The sequence below is a fragment of the Mycobacterium sp. 012931 genome (assembly GCF_000419295.1).
GTDB classification, from domain to species: Bacteria; Actinomycetota; Actinomycetes; order Mycobacteriales; family Mycobacteriaceae; genus Mycobacterium; species Mycobacterium marinum.
The window spans coordinates 5,106,921-5,130,111 of the sequence record NZ_AOPX01000001.1; the positions used below are offsets into that span (position 1 = coordinate 5,106,921).

Annotated in this window: 9 protein-coding genes and 2 pseudogenes; 4 read left to right on the forward strand and 7 right to left on the reverse strand. The window is 66.8% G+C overall.

Going from position 1 to position 23,191, the window contains the following annotated elements; genetic code table 11:
• Positions 1–19: 19 nt before the first annotated feature.
• Both MMSP_RS29980 and MMSP_RS22385 read right to left on the reverse strand, forming a co-directional pair.
• Positions 20–9,779, reverse strand: a pseudogene (locus MMSP_RS29980) (fatty-acid--AMP ligase).
• A 248-nt stretch (positions 9,780–10,027) separates the two neighbouring features.
• Positions 10,028–11,479, reverse strand: a complete 1,452-nt coding sequence (locus tag MMSP_RS22385; RefSeq protein ID WP_020788460.1) for an FAD-binding oxidoreductase — start codon at positions 11,477–11,479, stop codon at positions 10,028–10,030.
• Between the two features lie 244 nt (positions 11,480–11,723).
• Here MMSP_RS22385 and MMSP_RS22390 point away from each other — a divergent pair, with 244 nt between their 5' ends.
• Complete coding sequence (locus tag MMSP_RS22390; RefSeq protein ID WP_020788461.1) at positions 11,724–12,140, forward strand: DUF732 domain-containing protein; 417 nt, start codon at positions 11,724–11,726, stop codon at positions 12,138–12,140.
• 3 nt (positions 12,141–12,143) lie between these two features.
• Here MMSP_RS22390 and MMSP_RS22395 read toward each other — a convergent pair whose 3' ends face one another.
• Together MMSP_RS22395 and MMSP_RS22400 are read right to left on the reverse strand one after the other, a co-directional pair.
• Positions 12,144–12,437 (reverse strand): DUF3017 domain-containing protein, encoded by a 294-nt coding sequence (locus tag MMSP_RS22395; protein WP_011739583.1) that lies wholly within the window; start codon positions 12,435–12,437, stop codon positions 12,144–12,146.
• On the reverse strand, positions 12,434–13,279 hold the full coding sequence (locus MMSP_RS22400; RefSeq protein WP_020788462.1) for a bifunctional methylenetetrahydrofolate dehydrogenase/methenyltetrahydrofolate cyclohydrolase: 846 nt from the start codon (positions 13,277–13,279) through the stop codon (positions 12,434–12,436). Before MMSP_RS22400 ends, MMSP_RS22395 begins: the two co-directional genes overlap by 4 nt.
• A 107-nt stretch (positions 13,280–13,386) precedes the next feature.
• Between MMSP_RS22400 and MMSP_RS22405 the strand changes: the two genes are divergently transcribed.
• Positions 13,387–14,580 carry an NADH:flavin oxidoreductase gene (locus tag MMSP_RS22405; RefSeq protein ID WP_020788463.1) on the forward strand — a complete coding sequence of 398 codons (1,194 nt, stop codon included), beginning with the start codon at positions 13,387–13,389 and terminating at the stop codon, positions 14,578–14,580.
• Positions 14,581–14,633: 53 nt separating this feature from the next.
• Here the strand turns inward: MMSP_RS22405 and MMSP_RS27675 are convergent, their stop codons facing one another.
• Positions 14,634–14,948, reverse strand: a complete 315-nt coding sequence (locus MMSP_RS27675) for a hypothetical protein (RefSeq protein ID WP_051153720.1) — start codon at positions 14,946–14,948, stop codon at positions 14,634–14,636.
• Between the two features lie 24 nt (positions 14,949–14,972).
• Between MMSP_RS27675 and MMSP_RS22415 the strand changes: the two genes are divergently transcribed.
• A complete protein-coding gene (locus MMSP_RS22415) occupies positions 14,973–17,594 on the forward strand; it encodes an ATP-binding cassette domain-containing protein (protein WP_020788465.1) in 2,622 nt (873 codons plus the stop codon).
• Between the two features lie 24 nt (positions 17,595–17,618).
• A pseudogene (locus MMSP_RS22420) lies at positions 17,619–20,148 on the forward strand (ATP-binding cassette domain-containing protein).
• Positions 20,149–20,191: 43 nt separating this feature from the next.
• Here MMSP_RS22420 and MMSP_RS22425 read toward each other — a convergent pair.
• On the reverse strand, positions 20,192–21,463 hold the full coding sequence (locus MMSP_RS22425) for an NAD(P)/FAD-dependent oxidoreductase (protein WP_235065816.1): 1,272 nt from the start codon (positions 21,461–21,463) through the stop codon (positions 20,192–20,194).
• Between the two features lie 53 nt (positions 21,464–21,516).
• The gene (locus tag MMSP_RS22430; RefSeq protein ID WP_235065817.1) at positions 21,517–23,184 is read right to left on the reverse strand and encodes a bifunctional aminotransferase class I/II-fold pyridoxal phosphate-dependent enzyme/GNAT family N-acetyltransferase; all 1,668 of its coding nucleotides are present in this window, start codon (positions 23,182–23,184) and stop codon (positions 21,517–21,519) included.
• Positions 23,185–23,191: the final 7 nt, after the last annotated feature.

Below are 23,191 nucleotides of genomic sequence, written 5' to 3' on the forward strand. Positions count from 1 at the left end.
CGCGCAATGGCCCCGCCCGCTAACAGTCGATCTCCGCATTCAGACCGAATTCGGCGAAGGTACGTGAAACGACCTCGCGCAGCTCATCTTTGGTGTTGGAATGACCGACAAGATACGCAGAGATTCCGATGCACATCTTGCCGCGGCCCCGCCCCGAAGCCAGCAGCATTCGTCCACCGGTGCCCTCGAGCACGCTTTTGGCGATATCGGGCTCGACCAGTCTGATGTAGGCGAAGTCGGCATCGGTGCCGTCGGGCCGGTTGGCGGCCGGAGGCACGTCACCGACATTGGAGCAAGTGACGGGGAGAGTGGGGCCACCCGCTGCCATCCCAACCAGCCTCCTGGCCACCCACCTCGGAGTTATCGCCGCCAGTGGCAGCGGCGCCAAGAACTCGTTGTCGAGATCCTCCATCCCTTCCAGGATTGCCCGGGTGATCTTGGCGTGCATCTCCCTGAGGTCTGTCGCCGCGTGTGCCGGGTCGACCGCGACGTCAACGGCCGTCAGTGCGTTGCCACGGGTGTCGTCTTGGGTGCGAAGCGACACCACAATGCGCAGGGTGACCGTTCCGTCGCCCTGAACCCGCCCAACCCTCGCCGCCAGTCTGCAGGCAACCCCTCCCACAAGCGAGTTACTCTTCGCACCAAGCCTTTTGGCGCACGCATCCCAGTCCGCCAGGTCGATGTAGGCGGTCACGGCAGGCACCTCGACGGAATGGTCGCCACCGGCCATCCGCGGCGGCGGCGGGGCCGCTTTGATCGAGGATTGCAGTTCCTGGCGATCGCGGCGAAGCCGACGAACCACACCGCCGAACGCGTGCGCGATCTTGGGCAGCTCATTGACGGTTTGCCGGAGATCCTCGCGCAGCGCCCGCCGGAGGATGCGCGACCCCGCAGCCGGATAACCCAGATCCTGGGTCCTCCCCTCGGCCGCATTGACCACCGCCTGGCCGAAAGCGATCGCGTCGGCGATCGTGTGCGAAGCCACCAGGCTCACCGCGGTGCCGCCGTCATCGAGTCCAACGACGCCAAGATGCCAGCCCGGCCCCCACTCCGGATCGATGGGCAGGCGCGCCCGCTCATCGGCCCATGCGCCCACATCTGCGCGCCGTCGTGGCGTTGTGGCGAAGTCGATCTTCTGCGAAACCGGAGCCGAGACCCAGCGATCACGCGCGAACGGCAACGGAGACCGCTCGATCCGGCGTCCCAACAACCCGCATCCGAGATTGCGGTGGAAACGCCGCAACCCCTCGACATCGACGGCCCGGTCGTAGATCCAAATCATCTGGATCAGCGAGCCGTAGCCCGCCCGCAGCCCGAGGAATGCCGCTTGATCCAGGTAGGCGAGCCTATCGTCGGCCGGCTCGGCGGCACGCTTGCCGACCTGAGCCGCCGCGGCCGCGGGCACCGCGGCGACGCTGAGCAGGTCGGCCAGGTGGACGGCAACGCTGGCGGGGCTGGGGTGGTCGAAGATGAGAGTGGCCGGCAGGTCCACTCCGGATTGGGCCGACAGGGCTCCGCGCAGTTCCAGCGCGCTGAGCGAGTCGATACCGAGGTCTTTGAACGGCTGGTCCGGGTCCATGGCGGCCGGGTCCGGGTGTGCCAGCACCGCCGCGGTGGCGGTGAGGACCAGTTTGGTCAGCATGGCGTGTTGTTGCTCGGGGGTCAGTCCCGCCAGCCGGGCGCCGAGCGCGCGTGAGTCGGCCATGGCGGCTTGGGGCCGGGTGCTGATCAGCGCCGAGAAGATCGGGGGCAGGCTGCTCTCGCGGGCCAGGGCCGCCAGCGCTCGGGTGCTCAGCGGGGCCGGGATCAGATTGGGGTGCTGCACGCCAAGGGCAGCGTCGAAGAGAGCCAGACCCGCGCTGGTGGTGATCGGGACCATGCCGCTGCGGGTCAGGCGGGCTTGATCGCGGGCATCGAGGTGGCCGGTCATCCCCGAGGAGGGCTGCCAATACCCCCAGGCCAGACTGGTGGCTCCTGGCCCGCGCTCGCGGGCCAGGGCGTCCAGGACGGCGTTGGCCGCGACGTAGTTGGCCTGTCCCGGGGCCCCCAGGACCCCGGCGGCAGAGGAGAACAACACGAACGCGGCCAGCTCGGTGTTGGCGGTTAACTGGTGTAGGTGCCAGGCGCTATCGGCTTTGGCGGCCAGCACGGTGTCGAGCTGCTGTGCGGTGAGTTGGCTCGTCACCGCGTCGTCGAGCACTCCGGCAGCATGGATGACCGCGGTCAGCGGGTGCTCGGTGGGAATCGAGTCGATCAGGGCCGCCAACTGGGCGGGGTCGGCACAGTCGCAGGCGCTGATGGTGACCTGGGCACCCAACCCATTCAGGCGCTCCGCAAGCTCGGCCGCCCCGACGCCGCTGGGGCCGCGTCGGGACGTCAACAGCAGCCGGCGCACACCGTAGTGAGTGAGCAGGTGTTCGGCGAACAGGCCGCCGAGCATGCCGGTGCCCCCGGTGATCAACACGGTGCCCGCCGGGTCGAGTGCCGCAGGGGCGATGAGCACGATTTTCCCGGTAGGCCGGGCCTCGCTGATATCCCGAAACGCTTGGCGAGCGCGCAGCAGCCCGTAGGCCGTCACGGGCGGGGGCTCGATGACCGCGGCATTGATCAGCTCGCTCACCGCGGCCCAGGTGCGTTGCAGCCGTTCGGGCGTGGCCGTGCTGATGTCGTAGACGACGTATCTCAGGCCGGGATGGGTTTGTGCGACGTCGGTGGCTTCCCGGATGTCGCGTCTGGCGATCTCGACAAAGCACCCGGGCGCGGCCAGTAGCCGCAGCGACGCATCGACAAGATCGCCGCGCAGATCGTTCAAGACCACGTCCATCCCGCGCCCGCCGGTGGCCGCGGCCAAGGTGTCGCCGAAGTCCCGGGCGCGGGAGGAAGCGATGTGATCCTCGGGAATGCCCAACCCGCGCAGGATGTGCTGCTCGGCGGGATCGGCGGTCGCGAACACCTCGGCACCCAGGTGCTGCGCAATGCGGATCGCGGCCCGGCCAACCGCACCGGCGCCGGAGTGGATGAGCACCCGCTGTCCGGCGCGGAGCGCCGCGATATCGATCAGAGCGCTGTATGCGGTCACAAACGCGACCGGGACCGAGGCCGCTTGGGGGCAGGACCAGCCCGGCGGGATCGCCACCACAGCGCGGTGATCGGTGGCCGCGGTGGGGGCGAATGCGTTATTGGGGAAGATCCCCATCACCGCATCCCCCGGCGCGAAGTCGTCGACATCGCCGGCGGTGTCGATGACGATCCCGGCAGCTTCCACCCCAAGCCCTTGGTGGTCTTGTTGGCCCTCACCACCAGCGTCGCGGTGGCTGGTCGCGGCTGACGCGACCGCCACATCATCGGAGTTCAAGCCCGCAGCGCGGATCTGCACTCGGATCTGGCCGGGCCCCAGTTCTGCTGGTGCGGGGGTGGGGGCCAGGGTCAGGTCGGCCAAATCCCCGCTACCGCTGGCGATTAGCCGCCAGTGCGGGGTGGGGGTGGGGTCAACGCCCGGGCCGGGGCCAGCCGGGGCATGTGAGCGACACCGGCGCGCAGGGCCAGCTGGGGTTCACCGCCCGTACCCGTGCAGCTGCCCAGCAGTTGTAGCAGCGTGTCGGTACTGCTGGCGGCGTGGTCGGTGTCGACCAACCGGATCCGGCCCGGGTGCCCGCTTTGGGCGCTGTGCAGCAGCGCCCACACCGCTGCCTGAGCCGGATTCGGCGCCCGCTCAGAGGCGTTGATCGCCACCGCGCGACAGGTCAGAACCACCAGCACCGTCTCGGCCGTGTCGGGGCGGGCCAACCAGGCCGCAACCGCGGCCAACGCGTGTCGGGTCAGCGAATGCATGCTCGACATGACGGCATCGTCATCGCCGCGAAGATCCGGCGGGGACAAGGACCAAATCACCACCGGGGGACATGGCCGCACGGCATCCAAATCGGGGCTCCTGACGCCGTTGCGCAGACCAGCCGAGACGGCATCGGGATCTTCGGCAACCACCACCCACGCCGGCGGCTCGGCCACGGCGGCGGCACCGGGCGCGCCGGCCGAGGACAGCGGTGGCCAGGCCAGCTCCCACAAGCCCCGCCCGGATGACGTCGCCGTCGTGGGTGGGGTGAGAGTCGCCAGGTCGGGTAGGGCCCGCACAACAACCGTGTCGATGCTGATCACCGGCGCGCCGGCGGGATCGCTGGCGTACAGGGTGAAGGTGTCGGCACTGCTGCGGGTCAGCCACACCTGCAGCCGGGTGGCCGCGGTCGCATGCAGGGTGACCCCGCTCAAGACGAACGGAAGCCGGACCGCCGCCGACTCCGAGTCCGCCCCGGCGCCCAGGGCGGCGGCCATCGGATGCAGCGCGGCGTCCAGCAGAGCCGGGTGGATTCCGTAGCCGGTGATGTCGGTTCCGGCGGGCAGGGCCACCTCGGCGTAGATGTGGTCGGGGTCGGCCGGCTCGTGGCCGATCCCGAGCACCGAGCAGAACGGAGGGCCATAGTGCAGACCGCGGTCGGCCAGCCGCTGGTAGAAGTCCGCGACATCGAATTCCGTCACCGGCAAGGCCGCCATGGGAGGTTGGCCGGCAGCGGCTGGTTCGGCGGCCAGGATTCCGCTGGCATGTAACACCCACCCCGTCTCGCCGCGGTGGCCGGTACCGGTGCGGGCATGGACGTTGAACGCGCGCCGTGCACCCCCATCGGCGCCGGCCACGCCGATCTGGATATCGGTCGGCGTGTCTTCGGCAAGCACCAGGGGGGCGTGCAACACCAGTTCGGCAACGGCCGGGCACCCCACGTAATCCCCGACCGCCAACGCCATGTCGACGAAGGCGGTGCCCGGCAGCACCACCACATCGCCCACCCGGTGAGCGCCAAGCCAGCCCTGCACACCAAGAGCCAACCGGCCAGTGGCGATCACCTCGTCTCGGTCCGCCAACGCGGTGATCGCCCCCAACAATGGATGCCCGATGCGATCCAGACCAAGACCAGCCGCGTCATTGCCCGGTCCCGTTGTGAGCCAATACCGATGGTGCTGGAACGGATACGTCGGCAGCGGCACCGGGCGGGCGTGCGGATACACCACCGGCCAGGCCGGGCTACGACCATGAACCTGCAACCGCGCCAGCGTCGTAGTCAGGGCGTCCAGGTCGGGTCGCTCGCGATGCAGGGTCGGAATCACCACCGAGCCGGGGCGTCGCCCGTTGCTGGCGGCCAAGGTGTCGGTGATGGCCGGGGCCAGCACCGGGTGCGGGGATATTTCCACAAACACCTGCTCGGCAGCGGCCAGCAGAACTTTGATGCTGTCGTAGAAGCGGACCGGTTGTCGCAGGTTGGCGTACCAGTAGTCGGCGGTCATCGTGGTGGTGTCCAACGGCTGGTCCGACGTGACGCCATGCACGGTGGAATACAAGGCAATCCGTCCCGGCGCCGGGGTCAACCCGGCCAACTCGCCGAGTAGGCGCTCGCGCGCCGGCTCGACCTGTCCGCAGTGTGAGGCGTAATCGACGGTGATGGAACGGATCTGGATGCCATCGACCTCACCGGCGGCGACGAACGCCTCAATCGCGGGGGGATCACCGCTGATGATGGTGTGGGTGGGGCCGTTGACCGCAGCGACCGTCAGCGCGTCACCGTAAGGCCGCAGCCGCGCCGCCACTTCGTCAGCGCCGAGCAACACCGACGCCATCCCCCCGGTCCCGGACAGATCCGCGAGGGCGGCACTGCGCAGTGCCACGATTTTGGCGGCCTGCTCGAGGGTGAACACCCCGGCGACATAGGCCGCGGCAATCTCGCCCTGGGAATGTCCGATCACCGCGTCCGGTTCGATCCCGTAGCTGATCAGGGTGCGGGCCAAAGACACCATGACCGCGAACAACACCGGTTGGACCACATCGACCCGCTCCAGCGCCATGGCGCTGGGCTCACCGCGCACCACGGCACCTACCGACCAGCCTGTCCAGCCGAACAAAGCCTGATCACACTCGTCAAGCGCACGGGAGAACACCTGGTGACGGCGGTATAGCTCGGCGGCCATGCCCGGGTATTGGCCGCCCTGGCCGGGGAAGACGAATACGGTCTTTCCCGCCGATGTCGACCGTAGGTGGTGTTGGACGAGTTGAGGGTGCGGGTCGCCGGCGGCCAACGCCTGCAGTGCCGCCAACAGCTCAGCCCGGGGATCGGGGCTCGCGGCCGGCACCGTCACGACAGCCCGGTGCGGGTGGTGGGTGCGGGTGCAGCCCAGGCTGTAGCCCACGTCGGTGAGATCGAGGTCCCGATGGCGGAGCAGGTGTTGGTGCAGCCGTTCGGCTTGGGCAGCCAACCCTGCCGGGGTTCGCGCCGAAACGGGCCACATGGGCAGCCCGAGTTCGGCACCGTGCTGGGGCCGACCGGCCGGCTCAGGCGATCCGCTCGACGGGGTGGGGGCCTGTTGCAGGATCAGATGTGCGTTGGTGCCGCTGATTCCAAACGAGGACACCGCCGCGGTACGGGGATGATCGGTGACCGGCCAGGGCACCGGCTCGGTGAGGACGCGGACGGTGCCGGCCGACCAGTCGACGTGCGGGCTGGGGCGATCAACGTTGAGGGTCGGCGGCAGACTGTCGTGGTTGAGGGCCGCGATCATCTTGATCAGTCCGGCGACACCAGCTGCGGCTTGGGTGTGGCCGATGTTCGATTTAATCGATCCCAGCCACAGTGGATGGTCTGGGTGATGTGCAGCGCCGTAAGTGGCGATCAAGGCTCCGGCCTCGATCGGGTCGCCCAGCGTGGTGCCGGTGCCGTGGGCCTCCACGGCATCAACCTCATCGAGCCCGACACCCGCGTTGGCGACGGCCTGGGTGATGACCCGTTGTTGAGCGGGCCCGCTGGGGGCGGTCAAACCGTTTGAGGCGCCATCTTGGTTGATCGCCGATCCGGCGATGACCGCCAACACCGGGTGGCCGTTGCGATTTGCATCGCTGAGCCGTTCCAGCACCAGCACCGCGGCCCCTTCGCCCCAGCCGGTGCCATCGGCGGCGGCGGAAAACGCTTTGCAGCGCCCATCTGCGGCCAGCCCGCGCTGCCGGGCGAACTCGGTGAACACCGCCGGCGTGGTCATCACGGTGACGCCCCCGGCGAGGGCAAGAGTCGACTCTCCGGTGTGCAAGGACTGACACGCCAAATGCGCGGCCACCAGCGACGAAGAGCACGCCGTGTCGATGGTGATGGCGGGCCCCTGCAAACCCAGCGCATAGGCGACACGACCGGAAGCCACGCTGGTGGACAGACCGGTCAAGCCGTATCCCTCCCGTATTGCTGTGACCACGCTCCGACGAACACCCCGGTCTTCGAGCGCAGCAACGCGGCCGGATCAATCTGGGCGGTTTCCAACGCTTCCCAACACACTTCCAGCAGCAACCGCTGCTGGGGATCCATGGTTTGGGCTTCCCGCGCCGAGATACCGAAGAATTCGGCGTCAAATCCGGCGACGTCGGCCACAAACGATCCAGCGCGGGCGTAGGTCTTGCCCACCACATCCGGATCGGGATCAAACAACTCCGCCAGGTTCCAGCCCCGGTCCGCCGGAAACTCCCCCACCGCCTCGGTGCCGCCGGCGACCAGATCCCATAGCGCCGCAGCCGAATCCACGCCGCCCGGGAACCGACACGCCATCCCCACCACGGCCACCGGCTCATCGGTGCTCACCCGAGGCTGCACCGGCGCGGCCACCGCAACCGATCCGCTCAACAGCTGGCCCAGGTGGGTGGCCAAGGCGACCGGCGTGGGGTAGTCGAAAGCCAGGGTTGGCGGCAATGTCAACTCGGTGACCGTTTGCAGACGGTCAAGCAATTCGGTGGCTTTCACCGAATCGAATCCCAGGTCCTGGAACGCCCACTCGGGGTCGATGTCGTTGGGGCTGGGATAGTCCAAAACCGTCGCCGCCTGCGCGCACACCACCCCCACCAGCAGGTCATGTTGCTGGTGGCGCAGCAGCCGCAGCCGTTGCACCAACCCTGAGTCGGCCCCGGCGTCCGCATCCGCAGCCGCGGCATCGGCCACCCGCGGCCCGGGTTCGCGGAGCTGCCCGTCCAAGCGGGTGAACTCGTCGTGCAGATACCGCTGCAGGCACTCCCGTCGTCTGACCTTGCCGCTTGTGGTCAGGGGAATCGAACCGGGCGGCACCAGAACGAGATCCGCCACATTGAGACCGTGTGTCTTCGATATCGCGGCGATGACGTCACGGCGGACGACGCCCATTCGGTGCATCGTGGCCTCGTGCGACGTCTCCCGCGTCTTGAATTCGACAATGACAACCAGCTTCTCGACGCCGCCGTCATCGGGAACCGCTATCGCCACGCAGCGGCCCCGAGTGACCTCCTGGATCGTCGCCTCGATGTCGTCGGGTGAGTGGTTGCGCCCGTAGATGATCAGCAGATCCTTGATGCGGCCGATGATGAACAGCTCTCCTTCGGAGAAGGCGCCCAAATCTCCGATTCTCAGCCAAGGTCCCGGTGGTGTGCCCGGCGACGGGCCGACAAGCGTTGCGCCGAAGGTGCGTTCGGTCTCTTGGGGCCGGTGCCAGTAGCCGGCCGCGACGTTGTCGCCGTGCACCCAGATCTCGCCGACCACGCCGGCCGGACACTCGGTGGCGGTCTGCGGGTCGACGATGCGTACCGTCGGCGATTGCGCTGCGCCGTAACTGATCAGCGCCGTACCGGTCCCGGTTGCGCACCGCTTCGCGTGGCCGGCGGTCAGTTCGTCGGAGTCGAAGTAAACGGTCACCGGCGGTTGGCCCCATTCGCGGGTTGCCACGAACACGGTGGCTTCCGCGAGCCCGTATGACGGCCGTAGTGCCCTGGGATGAAGGTGGAAGCGGGCGAACCGCTGCGCGAAGCGCGCCAGCGTCGCGGGTTGTACCCGCTCGGCACCACTGAGAATGTTGCGCACGCCGCCGAGGTCAAGCCCGGCCAGGTCGTCGTCTGATGTCTTTCGTGCCGCCAATTCGAAAGCGATGTTCGGTGCTGCCGAAAACACCTGACAGTTGCTGGCCAGCAACTGCATCCACCGGGCCGGGCGCTGCAAGAACGATATCGGGCTGGTGAGCACGCTGTGGAATCCCTCCAGCAGCGGCATGATGATTCCGAACATCAAGCCCATGTCGTGAAAAAACGGCAGCCACGACACCGCGGTCGTGTCGGGCGGGGCAGCGCGCCCGTGGTCGCCGAAATAGGCGGACATGCCCTGTTCGACATTGGCCAGAAGGTTTCTGTGCGAGACCACGACGCCCGCCGGCGTCCGGGTCGACCCGGAGGTGTACTGCAGATACGCAATGTCTGACCCGCTGTCGGACTCGGCGGCGGGTCCTTGCCCGGAGTCGGGGTCCAGCAGGTCAACCTCGATGACTGAGGGCGCGCGCTCCCCCGGCGTCAACGTGATGCACTCGGCGACGTCGCCGGCGATCGGGGACGTGGTGAGAATGGCCGAGGGCAACGCGTCGCGCAACACCGAACCAACGCGCTCGTCGCTGGCCCCGCCCAGCGGAGCCGAGAGCGGAACCGCGATCTGACCGGCCTGCAGTGCGCCGAGAAACGCAACGATGTAGTCAAGTCCCTGCGGCGCCAGCACCACGGCGCGGTCCCCGGTCGCCCCGCAGGCTTTGAGCTCCCGCGCGACGTTGCACGTCCGCCGATGCAGTTGTGACCACGTCAGAGTTTCCGCAATCCCCGCCCAGTCCCGTTCGTAATCGATGAAGGTGAATGCGGTCTCGCTGGGCCGCAGACTGGCACGTTCCCGCAACACTGCGGAAATCGAGTGGTCGAGCACAGCTAAGACGTTAGGGGATGATCCGACGGGTGGATAGACCGTTCGGAGAACCAAATCGGCCCAGCGAAAGCCGCCCGCGCACCGGGCGTGGCGCGCACCGCAGGCCGGGCGTACGGCCACGACTGGCAAACCGCACCCAGCCAACCTCTACGGCTTCGCCGGTGAAACCCGTCCCCCCACCGGCGGCTACTGGGTCACCAACCCCGTCTGCTGCCCCCCCGAGCGGCCCGATCCCGAGGGGGTAGCCGTCAGAAGTTGAGTCCGGAGTACATCAACCGGCTGGGGTCGTATCGCTGGCGGATTTGGGTCAACCGAGACAGATTCGACCCGAAGTATCGCGAGGGCGCGGTGTTGGCTTCCAGATAGTTGACGTAGCCGCCGACCGAGAACTGTTGCACCGCTTGGTGTGCGGAGTTGATCCATTTGGTGGCAGCGGCCGTTTGCCCACTGCTGGGCGTCTCGACATACCACTGCACGACCGCCGACTGACGCCGCCATGGGAAGGCGGTAGCGGTCGGGTCGATGTCACCCACCGCTCCGGTAAGCGTGTCGACCAGCGCCGACGCCCGCCCCGACGCCGGCGGCCATTTCCCCACCGCCGCGACAATTGCTTGTGCTGCAGCGGAATTCACGGTGCCGATGACATCGGATCCGGCCACGAAGCCACGCGGTGAACTCGCGGAGCTGCCGCCGGCCAGGTACTTCACCAATTCCATGTGGTTGAACGTCTTGGTCTCGATGCCGGTGGGCTGCGCACCGACAACGGACTTGATCGCGTCGGCCACTCCCCGCCCCGCACCCGCCGGACATGTCGCCAGCACATGGCAATTGGCCTGTGCGGCACTTACCGACATGTCGACCAGGCCCCAGGTGTCGCGGTCGGCCGCTGCCAGCCAGGTCTGCCAGCCGGCCAGCACCTGCGCCGCCGACGAAGGAGTGAAGTCGACGCGCACCACATCGGAGTCGGCGACCGGGAACGTCTCGAACGTCATCGCCGTGGTAACCCCGAAGTTCCCTCCCCCACCACCGCGCAACGCCCAGAACAAATCGGGATGATCCTCCGCGGAGGCGGTCACCGTTTCTCCGCTGGGCAACACGACGGTAGCCGACCGCAGCGCATCGCAGGTAAGGCCGGCGTGGCGGGAGTCGGCGCCCATTCCGCCGCCGAGCGCCAAGCCGCCCACACCCACGGTCGGGCAGCTGCCGGTCGGAATTGCCCGGCCGGCGCCGGCCAGCACCTGGTGCACGTCGGTCAGACTCACCCCGGCGGGCACCGTGACGGTTCCGCTGCCGGCATCGAAATTCACTCCGCCCGGCAGCCCACGCAGGTCGATCACCATCGCACCGACGGCGGTCGACGCGCCAATGTAGGAGTGTCCGCCGCCGCGCGGGGCGATCTTGAGCTTGTTGGCGGCCGCGAACGCGACCGCCTTCTCCACGTCGGCCTGCGACGTGACTGTCACCACCGCCGCCGGGTTCGAGTTGTTGTAGAGCGAGTTGAAAACCTGCTTGCCGGAAGTAAATGAGGCGCCGTTGCTCGGCAGCAGCACCCGGCCCCCGATGGAGGACGCCAAAGCGCTCCAACCACTGACCGGTTCGGCCACAGCACGTGCGGATCCGAATAGGGCCGAACCCAACCCGGCCGCCGTCGCTGCGGCGGCGCCGCGAAGAAACGTCTGGCGAGAAATCATGGGCCGCATTATTATACACCGCGCGGCCAACCGCACTGCCGCATCACGTGTTGCGTCACGCCGTGACGGGATCGTGTCGTTGCAACACCATCACCTACCGGAAGGCTGGGATACCGGCCGAGATCCAATACACATAGAGCGCAAACTTTTACGGCATCGTGTTCGAAATGTGACAACGAGCGAGCAAGGTTTCTGAGGTTGCTTGAGTGTGCCCGGATGGCCCTGGTGCGCTCCAAATCCGATGGGAGCAAGCATGAGGGCATGGCGCTACCAACCATTGACCGTTCGGCTGCTGGCGGGGGCCGCGGGCTTGCTGACCGCTTCTGCCGCGCTCGCGGCGCCGGCTGAGGCCGACTCCGTCGACGACGCGTTCATCAACGCGTTGAACGCGGCCGGGGTCAACTACGGCGACGCGGGAGGTACGGAGGCATTGGGCCGAAGTGTGTGCCCGGTCCTGTCCGAGCCGGGTGGATCCTTCAATTCGGCGGCGTCGAAGGTCGTCGCCGGCGGTAGCGGCATGTCTCCGGAGATGGCGGCTACCTTCACCAGTATCGCGATTTCCATGTACTGCCCGTCGGTGATGGCCAATGTGACCAGCGGCAATCTCCCCCTGCAGGGCATTCCGGGGGTGCCGGCCATACCCGGCGTACCGGGCGTACCCGGGTTCTAGGGCTCAGCCGGTACCAAGCGGATCGATCGTGGACGCGATGTAGACCATCGCGGCGCCGACCGAGGTCATGGTGATGAAGTCGGTCGCTTTGCTGCGCACCGTCAGCAGGCCGGCCCGGTCGTCGGACAACACCAACCGCAGCGCGGCGGCCACACCCACACCGATTCCGATCAACAACGAACCTCGGCGCCAGAAGTTTGCCCCGGCCAGCGCGAACGCCACCGCGAAGATCAGCCCGACCAGCAGGATTGGCCATTGAGCGCGCAGCGCGCGCCCGGCGAAATCCCGCACGGTCATCGCTGTTCGGCCAGCTCTACGACGTTGGTCAACAGAAACGCCCGGGTCAACGGTCCGACGCCGCCGGGATTGGGCGAGACGTGGCCGGCGACCTCCCATACGTCGGGATGCACATCACCGGCCAGTTTGCCGTCGACTCGGCTCACGCCCACGTCGACGACCGCGGCACCGGGGCGCACCATGTCGGCGGTCAACATGTGGGGCACCCCGACCGCGGCGACGATGATGTCGGCCTGCCTGGTCAGTGTGGGCAAATCGCGGGTTCCGGTATGGCACAGGGTAACCGTGGCGTTCTCCGAGCGGCGGGTGAGCAGCAGCCCCAAGGGGCGCCCGACCGTCACGCCCCGGCCGATCACCACCACATGTGCCCCCGCAATCGGGACGTCGTAGCGGCGCAGCAGGTGCACGATGCCGCGCGGGGTGCAGGGCAGCGGGGCCGGTGTGTTGAGCACCAGCCGGCCCAGGTTAGTGGGGTGCAGGCCGTCCGCGTCCTTGCCCGGGTCGATGCGCTCCAGTGCGGCGTTCTCGTCCAGATGCTTCGGCAGCGGCAACTGCACGATGTAGCCCGTGCAGTCCGGGTTGGCGTTGAGTTCGTCGATCGTCTCGTTGAGCGTGGCGGTCGAGATGTCGGCCGGCAGGTCGCGGCGGATCGATGTGATGCCCACCTTGGCGCAGTCGGAGTGTTTGCCGCGCACATAGGCCTGTGACCCCGGGTCCTCACCGACCAAGATGGTGGCCAGCCCGGGTGTGCGGCCCGATGCGTTCAGTTCCGAGACCCGCTGTTTGAGATCGACGAAGATCTCGTCGCGGGTGGCCTTGCCATCCAGCGTTATTGCGCCCACGCCAGACAGTCTGGCATGAGCGCATCGGGGCCCGGTCAGGCTGACCCCGCGCCACCCGGCCGGCAAACCCGGGTGCGGCGCTTGCGATCGCCATTACGCTCGCCCTTATGTCCCCCACGCCGGACGTGCTCAGCCCCGCCCAGCTCGGCCCGCTGACGCTGCGCAATCGCGTCATCAAAGCGGCGACCTTCGAGGCCCGGACACCCAATGCGCTGGTGACCGACGATCTGATCGAATATCACCGCCAACCCGCCGCGGGCGGGATCGCCATGACCACCGTCGCCTATTGCGCGGTCTCCCCCGGCGGGCGCACCAGCGGGGAACAGATCTGGATGCGCCGGGAAGCGGTGCCGGGGCTGCGCCGACTCACCGAGGCGATCCACGCCGAGGGCGCGGCGGTGAGCGCCCAGATCGGGCACGCCGGCCCGGTGGCCGACGCCCGTTCCAACAAGGCGACCGCCCTGGCCCCGGTGCGATTCTTCAATCCGATCGCGATGCGGTTTGCCAAGAGGGCGACCCGCGATGACATCGACGGCGTGCTGGCCGCGCACGCCAACGCCGCCCGGTTGGCGGTCGAGGCGGGTTTCGACGCCGTGGAAATCCATTTGGGCCATAACTACCTGGCCAGTTCCTTTCTTTCTCCGCTGATCAACCGACGCGCGGACGAGTTCGGTGGTTCGCTGGAGAACCGGGCCAAGGTCGCGCGTGGATTGGTGCGGGCCGTCCGCGGCGCCCTGGACAAGGACGGGATCAGCCATGTCGCGGTGACCGCCAAGCTCAACATGGCCGACGGGGTTCGCGGCGGCATCAGCACCGAGGAGTCGCTGAGAACCGCCAAATGGCTCGAAGAAGACGGTGGGCTGGACGCGATCGAGCTGACCGCGGGCAGTTCGCTGGTCAACCCCATGTACCTGTTCCGCGGCGATGCGCCGGTCAAGGAGTTCGCCGCCGCTTTCAAACCCCCGATGCGCTGGGGGGTGCGCATGATGGGCAAGAAGTTCCTGCGGGAGTACCCCTATCGGGACGCCTATCTGCTGCGGGATGCGCGGCTGTTTCGCTCTGAGTTGTCGATGCCGTTGATCTTGCTGGGCGGCATCACCAACCCCGAGACCATGGATCTGGCCATGGCGGAGGGATTCGAGTTCGTCGCGATGGCACGTGCCCTGCTGGCCGAGCCGGATCTGATCAACCGGATCGCCGCCGAAGGCAACCGGGTGCATTCGGCTTGCACGCACTGCAACCAGTGCATGCCGACCATCTACAGCCGCACCCGCTGTGTGGTCACCGGGGCGCCGGACTGAGCCGATGACCCGATCCGTGTCGGGTGCCGGCAAGGAAATCGGTGCTGCTCGCCCTACCCGCCGATCAACAGCCCACCGGCACCGACAATGCCCGCATTCCCATCTTCCCCGGGGCTTCCCGGCGGATTGCCGGCACTGGCGCCGCCGGTGCCGCCGGTGCCGCCGGTGCCGCCGATGAGACTGCCCGGCATGGGTGTGCCACCGCCGCTGCCGAACAACAAGCCGCCCTGTCCATCGCTGCCCGTCGAGGGTTGCGGTGAGCAAAGCGCAGGCGCCGGAAGGCTCGGTCGGCCGGCGACAACCCGTATCAGGCCCATTGCGGCGCGGATGCTGGTGTTTCCGGTGAGCGCGGCGGAGCAGGGTAACAAGGGAGCTTGGCTAAAGTTGATGCGATGCCTCAGCCTGCGCCGCCGGCGCTGACCGTTCGCTGCGACGGATCAGAACGCACCTTCGCAGCGGGCCACGACGTGGTGGTCGGACGAGACCTGCGCGCCGATATGCGGATCACCCATCCGCTGATCTCGCGTGCTCATCTCCTCCTGCGTTTCGATCAGGGCCGATGGCTGGCGATCGACAACAATTCGTTGAACGAGACGTTCGTCAACGGCCGTCGCGTACCCATGGTCGAGATCTATGACGGCCAGAGCCTGAACATCGGAAACCCCGACGGTCCGCTCCTGAGCTTCGAGGTGGGGCGGCACGTGGGGATGGCGGGACGCCCACCCCAAACCGAGTCGATGCGGGTCACCCCTTCGATGGTCCGCCCCTCCGGTCAGCACCCCGTTGCGCTTGGGCCGACATCGACCGGAAGCCATACCAGCCACGAGGCGCCGCCGACCGCGCGGTTTCACCCCGGGGCTGCACCGCCCGGTCCGGCCAGAACGGGCCAGCCCATGTACCCGAGTAGCTCGGCCCCGTGGCGCCCCACCGGGTATCCCGCCAGCCCGGCACCCCCACCACCGTCGAACTTCCCCCCGCCACCACCGCGTCCCGGACCGCAACCGCCGCAGCAGGCCACCAAGCCTCCCGAGGTGGCCAACCTCGCGACCAAGATGTTCCATGCGCTGCTACCCAGGTCCGGAGGCGCCGAGCGGCCGGCCGGCTCGGTCACCATTAGCCGGGCCACCGATAACGACATCGTCATCCCGGACGTTCTGGCGTCGCGACATCACGCATTCCTGACCCTGACACCGTTGGGCACCGAGATCCGTGACGCGCACAGCGTCAACGGCACCTTCGTCAACGGGGTCCGGGTGGGTTCGGCGGTCTTGAGCGACGGCGACGTCGTCACCATCGGCAACGTCGACCTGGTGTTCACCGGCGGCACCCTGATCCGCCGCACCGAGGCGGCCACCCGCAGCGGCGGCCTGGAGGTCAAATCGGTCTGTTTCACCGTCGACGGCGGAAAACAGCTGCTCGACCACATCTCGCTGACCGCGCGCCCCGGCACGCTGACCGCCATCATCGGTGGGTCCGGGGCCGGCAAGACCACGCTGTCGCGGCTGATCGCCGGGTATACCAGTCCCAGCTCGGGCACGGTGACTTTCGAAGGCCACAACATCCATGCCGAATACGCGTCCATGCGCAGCCGGATCGGAATGGTTCCGCAAGACGATGTGGTGCATCGCCAGCTGACCGTCAGCCAGGCACTCGGCTACGCGGCCGAACTACGGCTTCCCCCCGACACCAGCAAAGAGGACCGCGCCCAGGTGGTCGCCCAGGTTCTCGAAGAGCTCGAACTGACCAAGCACGCCGAAACCCGCGTCGACAAACTCTCCGGCGGCCAGCGCAAGCGTGCGTCGGTGGCACTGGAACTGCTCACTGGACCGTCACTGCTGATTCTCGACGAGCCGACCACCGGCTTGGACCCCGCACTGGACCGGCAGGTGATGTTGATGCTGCGCCAGTTGGCCGATGCCGGTCGGGTGGTACTCATCGTGACGCACTCGGTTGCCTACCTCGACGTGTGCGACCAGCTTCTGCTGGTGGCACCGGGGGGCAAGACGGCCTTTCTGGGCCCGCCCAGCGAAATCAGCCAGGCCATGGGCACCGCCAACTGGGCCGACATCTTCACCAACGTGGGCGCCGACCCCGACGAAGCCAACCGCCGTTTCCTGGAACAGAAGCAGGAGCAGCCGGCCTTTCCGTCCGAGGCCAGCCCGGCGGTCGACTTGGGCGAACCGGTGCACACCGACGTGCTGCACCAGTTCTCCACGGTGGCCCGTCGCCAGATTCGGCTGGTGATCTCCGACCGGGGTTACACGGTGTTCTTGGCGCTGTTGCCCTTCCTGATCGGCACACTGACCCTCACCGTGCGCGGCAAGACCGGGTACGGCATGTCGGACCCGATGGGCAACAATCCCGCCCAGCCCGACCAGATTCTGGTGATGCTCAATGTCGGCGCGGTGTTCATGGGTACCGCGCTGACCATCCGTGACCTCATCGGAGAGCGTCCCATCTTCCGACGAGAGCAGGCTGTCGGCTTGTCGACGGCGGCCTACATGGGCGCGAAGATCGTGGTCTTCTGCGCCTTTGCGGTCACTCAGGCGGCGATCGCCACCACGATTTCGGTGGTCGGCTGGGGCAAACCGCTGTCGGACCCGGTGCTGCTGGGTGATGTCAGATTCGAGCTGTTCGTCACCGTCGCCGCCACGTGCGTCGCTTCGGCGCTGCTCGGTATGGCCCTGTCGTCGCTGGCCCAGTCCCAGGACCAGATCATGCCGATGCTGGTGGTGTCGATCATGTCTCAGCTGGTGTTCTCCGGCGGCATGATCTGGGTGACCAACCGCTTCCTGCTCGACCAGTTGTCCTGGCTCACGCCCGCCCGGTGGGCTTTTGCGGCGTCGGCGTCGACGATCGACACCCACCGGCTGGTGCCGGGCCCGACCGACCCGAAGGACCAGCACTGGGACCACAAGGCCAGCGCATGGCTGTTCGACATGGCCATGCTCGCGGTGTTGTCGATCGCCTATACCGCCATCGTGTGGTGGAAGATTCGGCTCAAGCGGCGCTGACACCCGCACAACTAGGGTGAAGTGATGACGCGAGCTCAGCGGCCGGTGCTGACGGTCCGGTCGGGCCCGTCGCAGCGCAGCTTTGCCGCCGGCCCCGACGTGATCGTCGGAAGTGATCTGCACGCCGACCTGCGTGTCGCGCATCCGCTCATCGACCGCGCGCACCTGCTGCTGCGCTTCGAGCAGGGCAGCTGGGTCCCGATCGACAACAATTCGCAAAGCGGGATATATGTGGACGGACGTCGGGTCCCGCTGATCGACATCCGTGACGGGCTGGCCATGAACCTGGGCCGAGCCGACGGGCCGCGCATCACGTTCGAGGTGGGACATCACCAGGGGGTGATCGGGCTACTGCCGCCGCCGGAGACCATGCCTGGAGTCGCCCCAGCCGACCGGCCGCCGTCGGGCGGCCCATCCCCCCCCTCGGGGCCTGGGTACCGGCCAGGGCCGCCCAGCTATCCCAGCCGTCCCAGCTGGCCGTCCCCGCCGCCCGACCGTCCACCCGACCCGGTCGCCAGCGCCCAGCTCACCAGCGCCATACCGCTGCTCCCGCCGCCCGCCCGCCCAGGTGCGCACACCACCGCCTCGCACTACCCGGACCGAACGGTCGACGTCCTGGGCGCCGACTCGGGCCTTGCGCCCGCGCTTGCCGACACCATCTCGATCGGCCGCGCTGCCAGCAACGACATCGTCGTCTCCGACGTGCTGGCGTCGCGCCATCACGCGTTTTCGACACCGACCCGGATCGGCACCGAGATCCGCGACGCGCACAGCATCAACGGCACCTTCGTGAACGGAATCCGCGTCGGGTCAGCGATCCTCAGCGACGGCGACATCGTCACCATCGGCAACGTCGACCTCGCGTTCACCGGGGGCACCCTGGCGCGCCACACCCAGGTGGCCACCCGCGCCGGCGGACTCGAAGTCAACGCGGTCAACTTCAGCATCAACGGCAACGGGCTGCTCGAAAACATTTCGTTGACCGCCCGACCCGGTACCTTGACCGCCGTGATCGGCGGCTCCGGGGCCGGCAAGACCACCCTGTCGCGGCTCATCGCCGGCTACACCAGCCCCAGCTCTGGCACGGTCACCTTCGAGGGCCACAACATCCACGCCGACTACGCGTCCTTGCGCAGCCGGATCGGGATGGTCCCCCAGGACGACGTCGTGCACCGAAAGCTCACGGTCAACCAGGCCCTCGGTTATGCCGCCGAGCTTCGGTTGCCACCCGACACCAGCAAAGAGGACCGCGCCCAGGTCGTCGCCGGTGTGCTCGACGAATTGGGGCTCACCCAGCACGCCGACACCCGAGTCGACAAGCTGTCCGGCGGACAGCGCAAGCGCGCGTCGGTGGCACTCGAGCTGCTCACCGGACCATCGCTACTGATCCTCGACGAGCCGACCTCCGGCCTGGACCCGGCACTGGACCTGCAAGTCATGATGATGCTGCGGCAACTCGCCGACGCCGGGCGGGTGGCGCTGGTGGTCACGCACTCGCTGACCTATCTCGATATCTGCGATCAGGTGCTGCTGATGGCGCCCGGGGGGCAAGACGGCGTTTCTCGGTCCGCCCGATCAGATCGGCCCAGCCATGGGCACCACCAACTGGGCCCACATCTTCGCCAAGGTGGGCGCCGATCCGGACGAGGCCAATCGCCGCTTCCTGGCCCAGCACCGCGCCGCAGCACCCGCGCAGCCGCAGACGCCCACCGACCTCGGTGCGCCCGCCCACACCAGCGTGCGGCGCCAGTTCTCCACCATCACCCGCCGACAGGTTCGGCTGGTGATCGCCGACCGCGCCTACTTCGCCTTCCTCGCTATCCTGCCGTTCATTCTGGGTGCGCTGTCGCTGACGGTTCCGGGTGACACCGGGTTCGGCATTGCCGACGCGACCAGTCAGACACCCGACGAAGCCGCCCAAATTCTGAATCTGCTCAGCATTGCCGCGGTCTTCATGGGTACCGCGCTGACCATCCGCGACCTGATCGGTGAACGCGCCATCTTCCGTCGCGAGCAGGCCGTGGGTTTGTCGACGTAGGCCTACCTCAGCGCCAAGGTGTCGGTGTTCTGTGCGTTTGCCGTCGCCCAGGCGGCGATCGCGACCGGCATCGTGTTGCTGGGCAAGGGCGCGCCGACGCAACCGGCGGTACTGCTCGGCAATCCGAGTTTCGAGCTGTTCACCGCCGTCGCGGCGACCTGCATGGCATCAGCGATTCTCGGACTGCTGCTGTCCCCGATCGCGCGCTCGAACGAGCAGATCATGCCGCTGCTGGTGGTGTCGCTGATGCTCCAGTTGGTCCTCGCCGGCGGTGTCGTGCCGGTGACCGATCGGATCTTTCTTGACCAGCTGTCGTGGCTGACACCCGCCCGCTGGGGCTACGCCGCGTCGGCGGCCACGGTGAATCTGCGGGAACTGGTGCCCGGCTCGATGAGCCCCGAGGACAGCCACTGGACGCACTCGACGACGGCATGGCTGTTCGATATGGCGATGCTTGCCGCGCTGTCGGTAGTCTACTCGGCGGTGGTGTGGTGGCGCATCCGGCTCAAGCGGTGAGCAGCACAGTCGCCTAGTGCATCAGCCCATCCGATGCAGATCCTCATCGGCGCAACTGCTTGATGGCCAGATCCGCCGCCATCTTTCCGGACAGGCACGCCGCGCCGGCGTGTTCGCCGGCGGGACCGACTGAGGTACCGATGAAATAGGTGTCGCGCGCCGCGTCGTAGCTGGGTAGGCCGGCAAAGCCGGTGGGCGGGACAAAGGGGCTCGGCGCACTGTGCAGGCCGAGTCGGCTCGCGTACTCGACTGGGCTCAGGAACCGCTGATACATCAGCGCGTCCTTGAATCCGGGCAGATCTTTGTCGATCGTTGCCACGGCATGGGCGGACAAGTCCTGGCGTCGCCGCGCGGATGGATCACCCTCACCCCGTGGTAGTGGAATGAAGGCGTTGATCGTGTAGTGGTCGCGCGGTTGCGGCAGATCGGATCGAAAGATGTGAAAGCTTGGCCGCGAAATGGGTTGCCCGGCATCGAGTTTGCGGAGTTCTTCGCCGATGTCCTGCTGCAGCCAGGCGATGGTGTGATAACCCCGGGGATAGGTAAAGCCTTTGCGAACCGCAAAAAGCAGCACCGCGAACTCCATCCCGGCCTTGGTGGTTTTCGGGAACTCGCTCCAACGCCCGGCACTGGATAGGACGACTCGCACAGGGACCAAGGCGTCCGAGGTATGAACGCGCTTTTCGGCCCCGACGCGCTCGACTTGCGTGCTGTGACAACCAAGCCACAGCTCGCCTCCGAGCGCCTCGAAGCGTTGGAACATGGCCGCGATCATCGCGGCCGGTCCGCCGACCGCGGTATAGCTCTTCTGGTAGCGGTAGCCGAATTGTTTGGAGTAGGCCTGGCCCACCTGCTCGACCGTCAGGTCATCGGGGGAACGCAGCAGCGCATACGCGAGGATAGCAGCGGCCGCCATCAGAAGCCAGTCTTGAACTGCGCCGTCGATCAGTTGGCCAAGCGTTCGGCCCGGGCCCTTGCGTACGGTTCGGAATGCCGAGAAAAGCGCGGGCAGGCGCCGGGCCACCGTTGCCAGGGTTGGCAGGGTTGGCGGCATTTCAATGCGGTGTTCGCCGAGATGGAATCGCGCCGCGGGCGTGCGGAACTCCGTGCCGACGCCCAGCTCCTCGAGGTGGCGGACCAATCCTCCACCGAAGTCGTTGCAACCGGTGACGAACTCATATCCGTCCAGGGTGAACGTCCCGCACAGCCCGCCGGGAACTTCGCGACGCTCGACGACGAGAGTGCGAATGACATTGCGCTGCAAGTTGATGGCTGCGGTCAGACCAGAAATGCCAGGGCCTGCCAGAAATGCCACTACCAATCACCACGGCGTCGAATTGAGGGGGGCATCCGGATCTTGGCATGATATTACTGAGTAACCGCGGCCATCGCCGCCATTACATCCATGGCAAACGTGTCCCGGGTTTGATAGTAGGCCACCTTTTCCGTCTGATCCGCCCCGACCTTCTTTTTCTCTTCGTCGGACGACAGTCCCAAGCTGACGTGCTCGTACCCGAGCAATCGGGCACGCCGCACCGTCTGGTACATGGCCTGGCGGTAAACGCCGAATTTGCGATTGTATTCGTAGTCGATTCCCACAATTACCCAGTGATAGCCCAGCTTGCCGCGGTAATTCCACGAAACAGCTACTGGAAGACGTTCCGCCCGGTCATCGTAGTCCGCGTAAAAACGTAGCACTACGAATTCCCAATTTTCTTGCGCCACCAACGATTTCAAGATGTCCGACGGATATTGGAATATGTTGATGCTCAAGTTGCGCTTCGCCACGTTCAGATACAGGCGGTATGCCCACTCCTGCTCCTCGGGCGACAACTCGGATTTCGTCTCCACTTCGTACATATGCTCGTACGGAATGAACTCCTGCCGCATGTGCCGTCTTCTGCGCGTGCTCGGCAGCGCCTGCAGAAACTCATCGCGGGTCTCCCATCGCATGTTTTCGATGGCGTTACTCAGGGGCATATCAATCTTCACGAAGCCTCCGTCGGTAAGCACTTGACGGATATCATCGTCGGCAGCGTCGAAGTCGCGTAGCAGTAGCGCCGTAGCGTTGCGTTCCCGCTGCCGCACGAGCACGTGACCGAGGAGAAATCGGATTACCTCCGGCCAATCCTCGCGACTGCGATCCACGTAGAGATGCTGCCCCTCGGAGAGCAAGCACCCCATGCCCATCGTCCGGCTGGTGAGATACATCGGATCCTGTTTCCGCTTCTCCTCGATCTGGGCCGAGATCCAGGGAACGCCGGAGCCCTGGGCCGAGATCGAGGCCTGGGCGAAAATATCATCCTTATACACCGAGGTGGTAAAGAACGTCGCCAATAACGGCCGCCCCGAACCGTCCCGCACAATAAAGTAGTCGAAGTCCCAGCGTTCTTCTGGCCGTGTTCGGCCACCAAACGTCTGCTCCAATGCCAGGCAACCGGCGGCGTCAAAAATGCCCGCACTGGCGAGCAGGCTGTTCCATTCGTCAGCATCAATTTCTCGGATGCTCGTGGCATGGTCCAGTCGATGCGTAGTTTCGCGCGTCGAATGGGCATGGGATGCCCCATTGATCTTGTGCGTCGGCGGCTCCAGACCGAATTGTCGCCGAACGTCCGCTTCGCTCACGCACTCGTCCTTCAAACCGGCCCGAAAATTCCGTGCGACCGCCGCAACAAACTGCTCAATGTCATCGGGCTCCAGCTGCCGCTGGATGGTGAATCTCAGTCCGGTGTTCTTGACCGGAACCACGGGAAATGTACTGAGGTTGCAGTAGTAGCCATCATCGAGCATCCGCTTGACCACATTAATGCCCAGCTTCGGGGTACCGACACAGACAAAATTAATCGGCGTATGTGTATCGGAGAGAATCGGAAGGTCGTATTCCTGGAGCAGCGCACTGCAGCGGCTGATATTGTCCGCCAACGCCCGCTGCATATCGTAGATTTCGCCGCTGAGATGAATGCGGGCACAGGCGATCGCGGCCCCTGTCACCGGTGGTGACAACGGGTGTGAGTAGCTGAACGGCCCCCCGAACATCCGCACC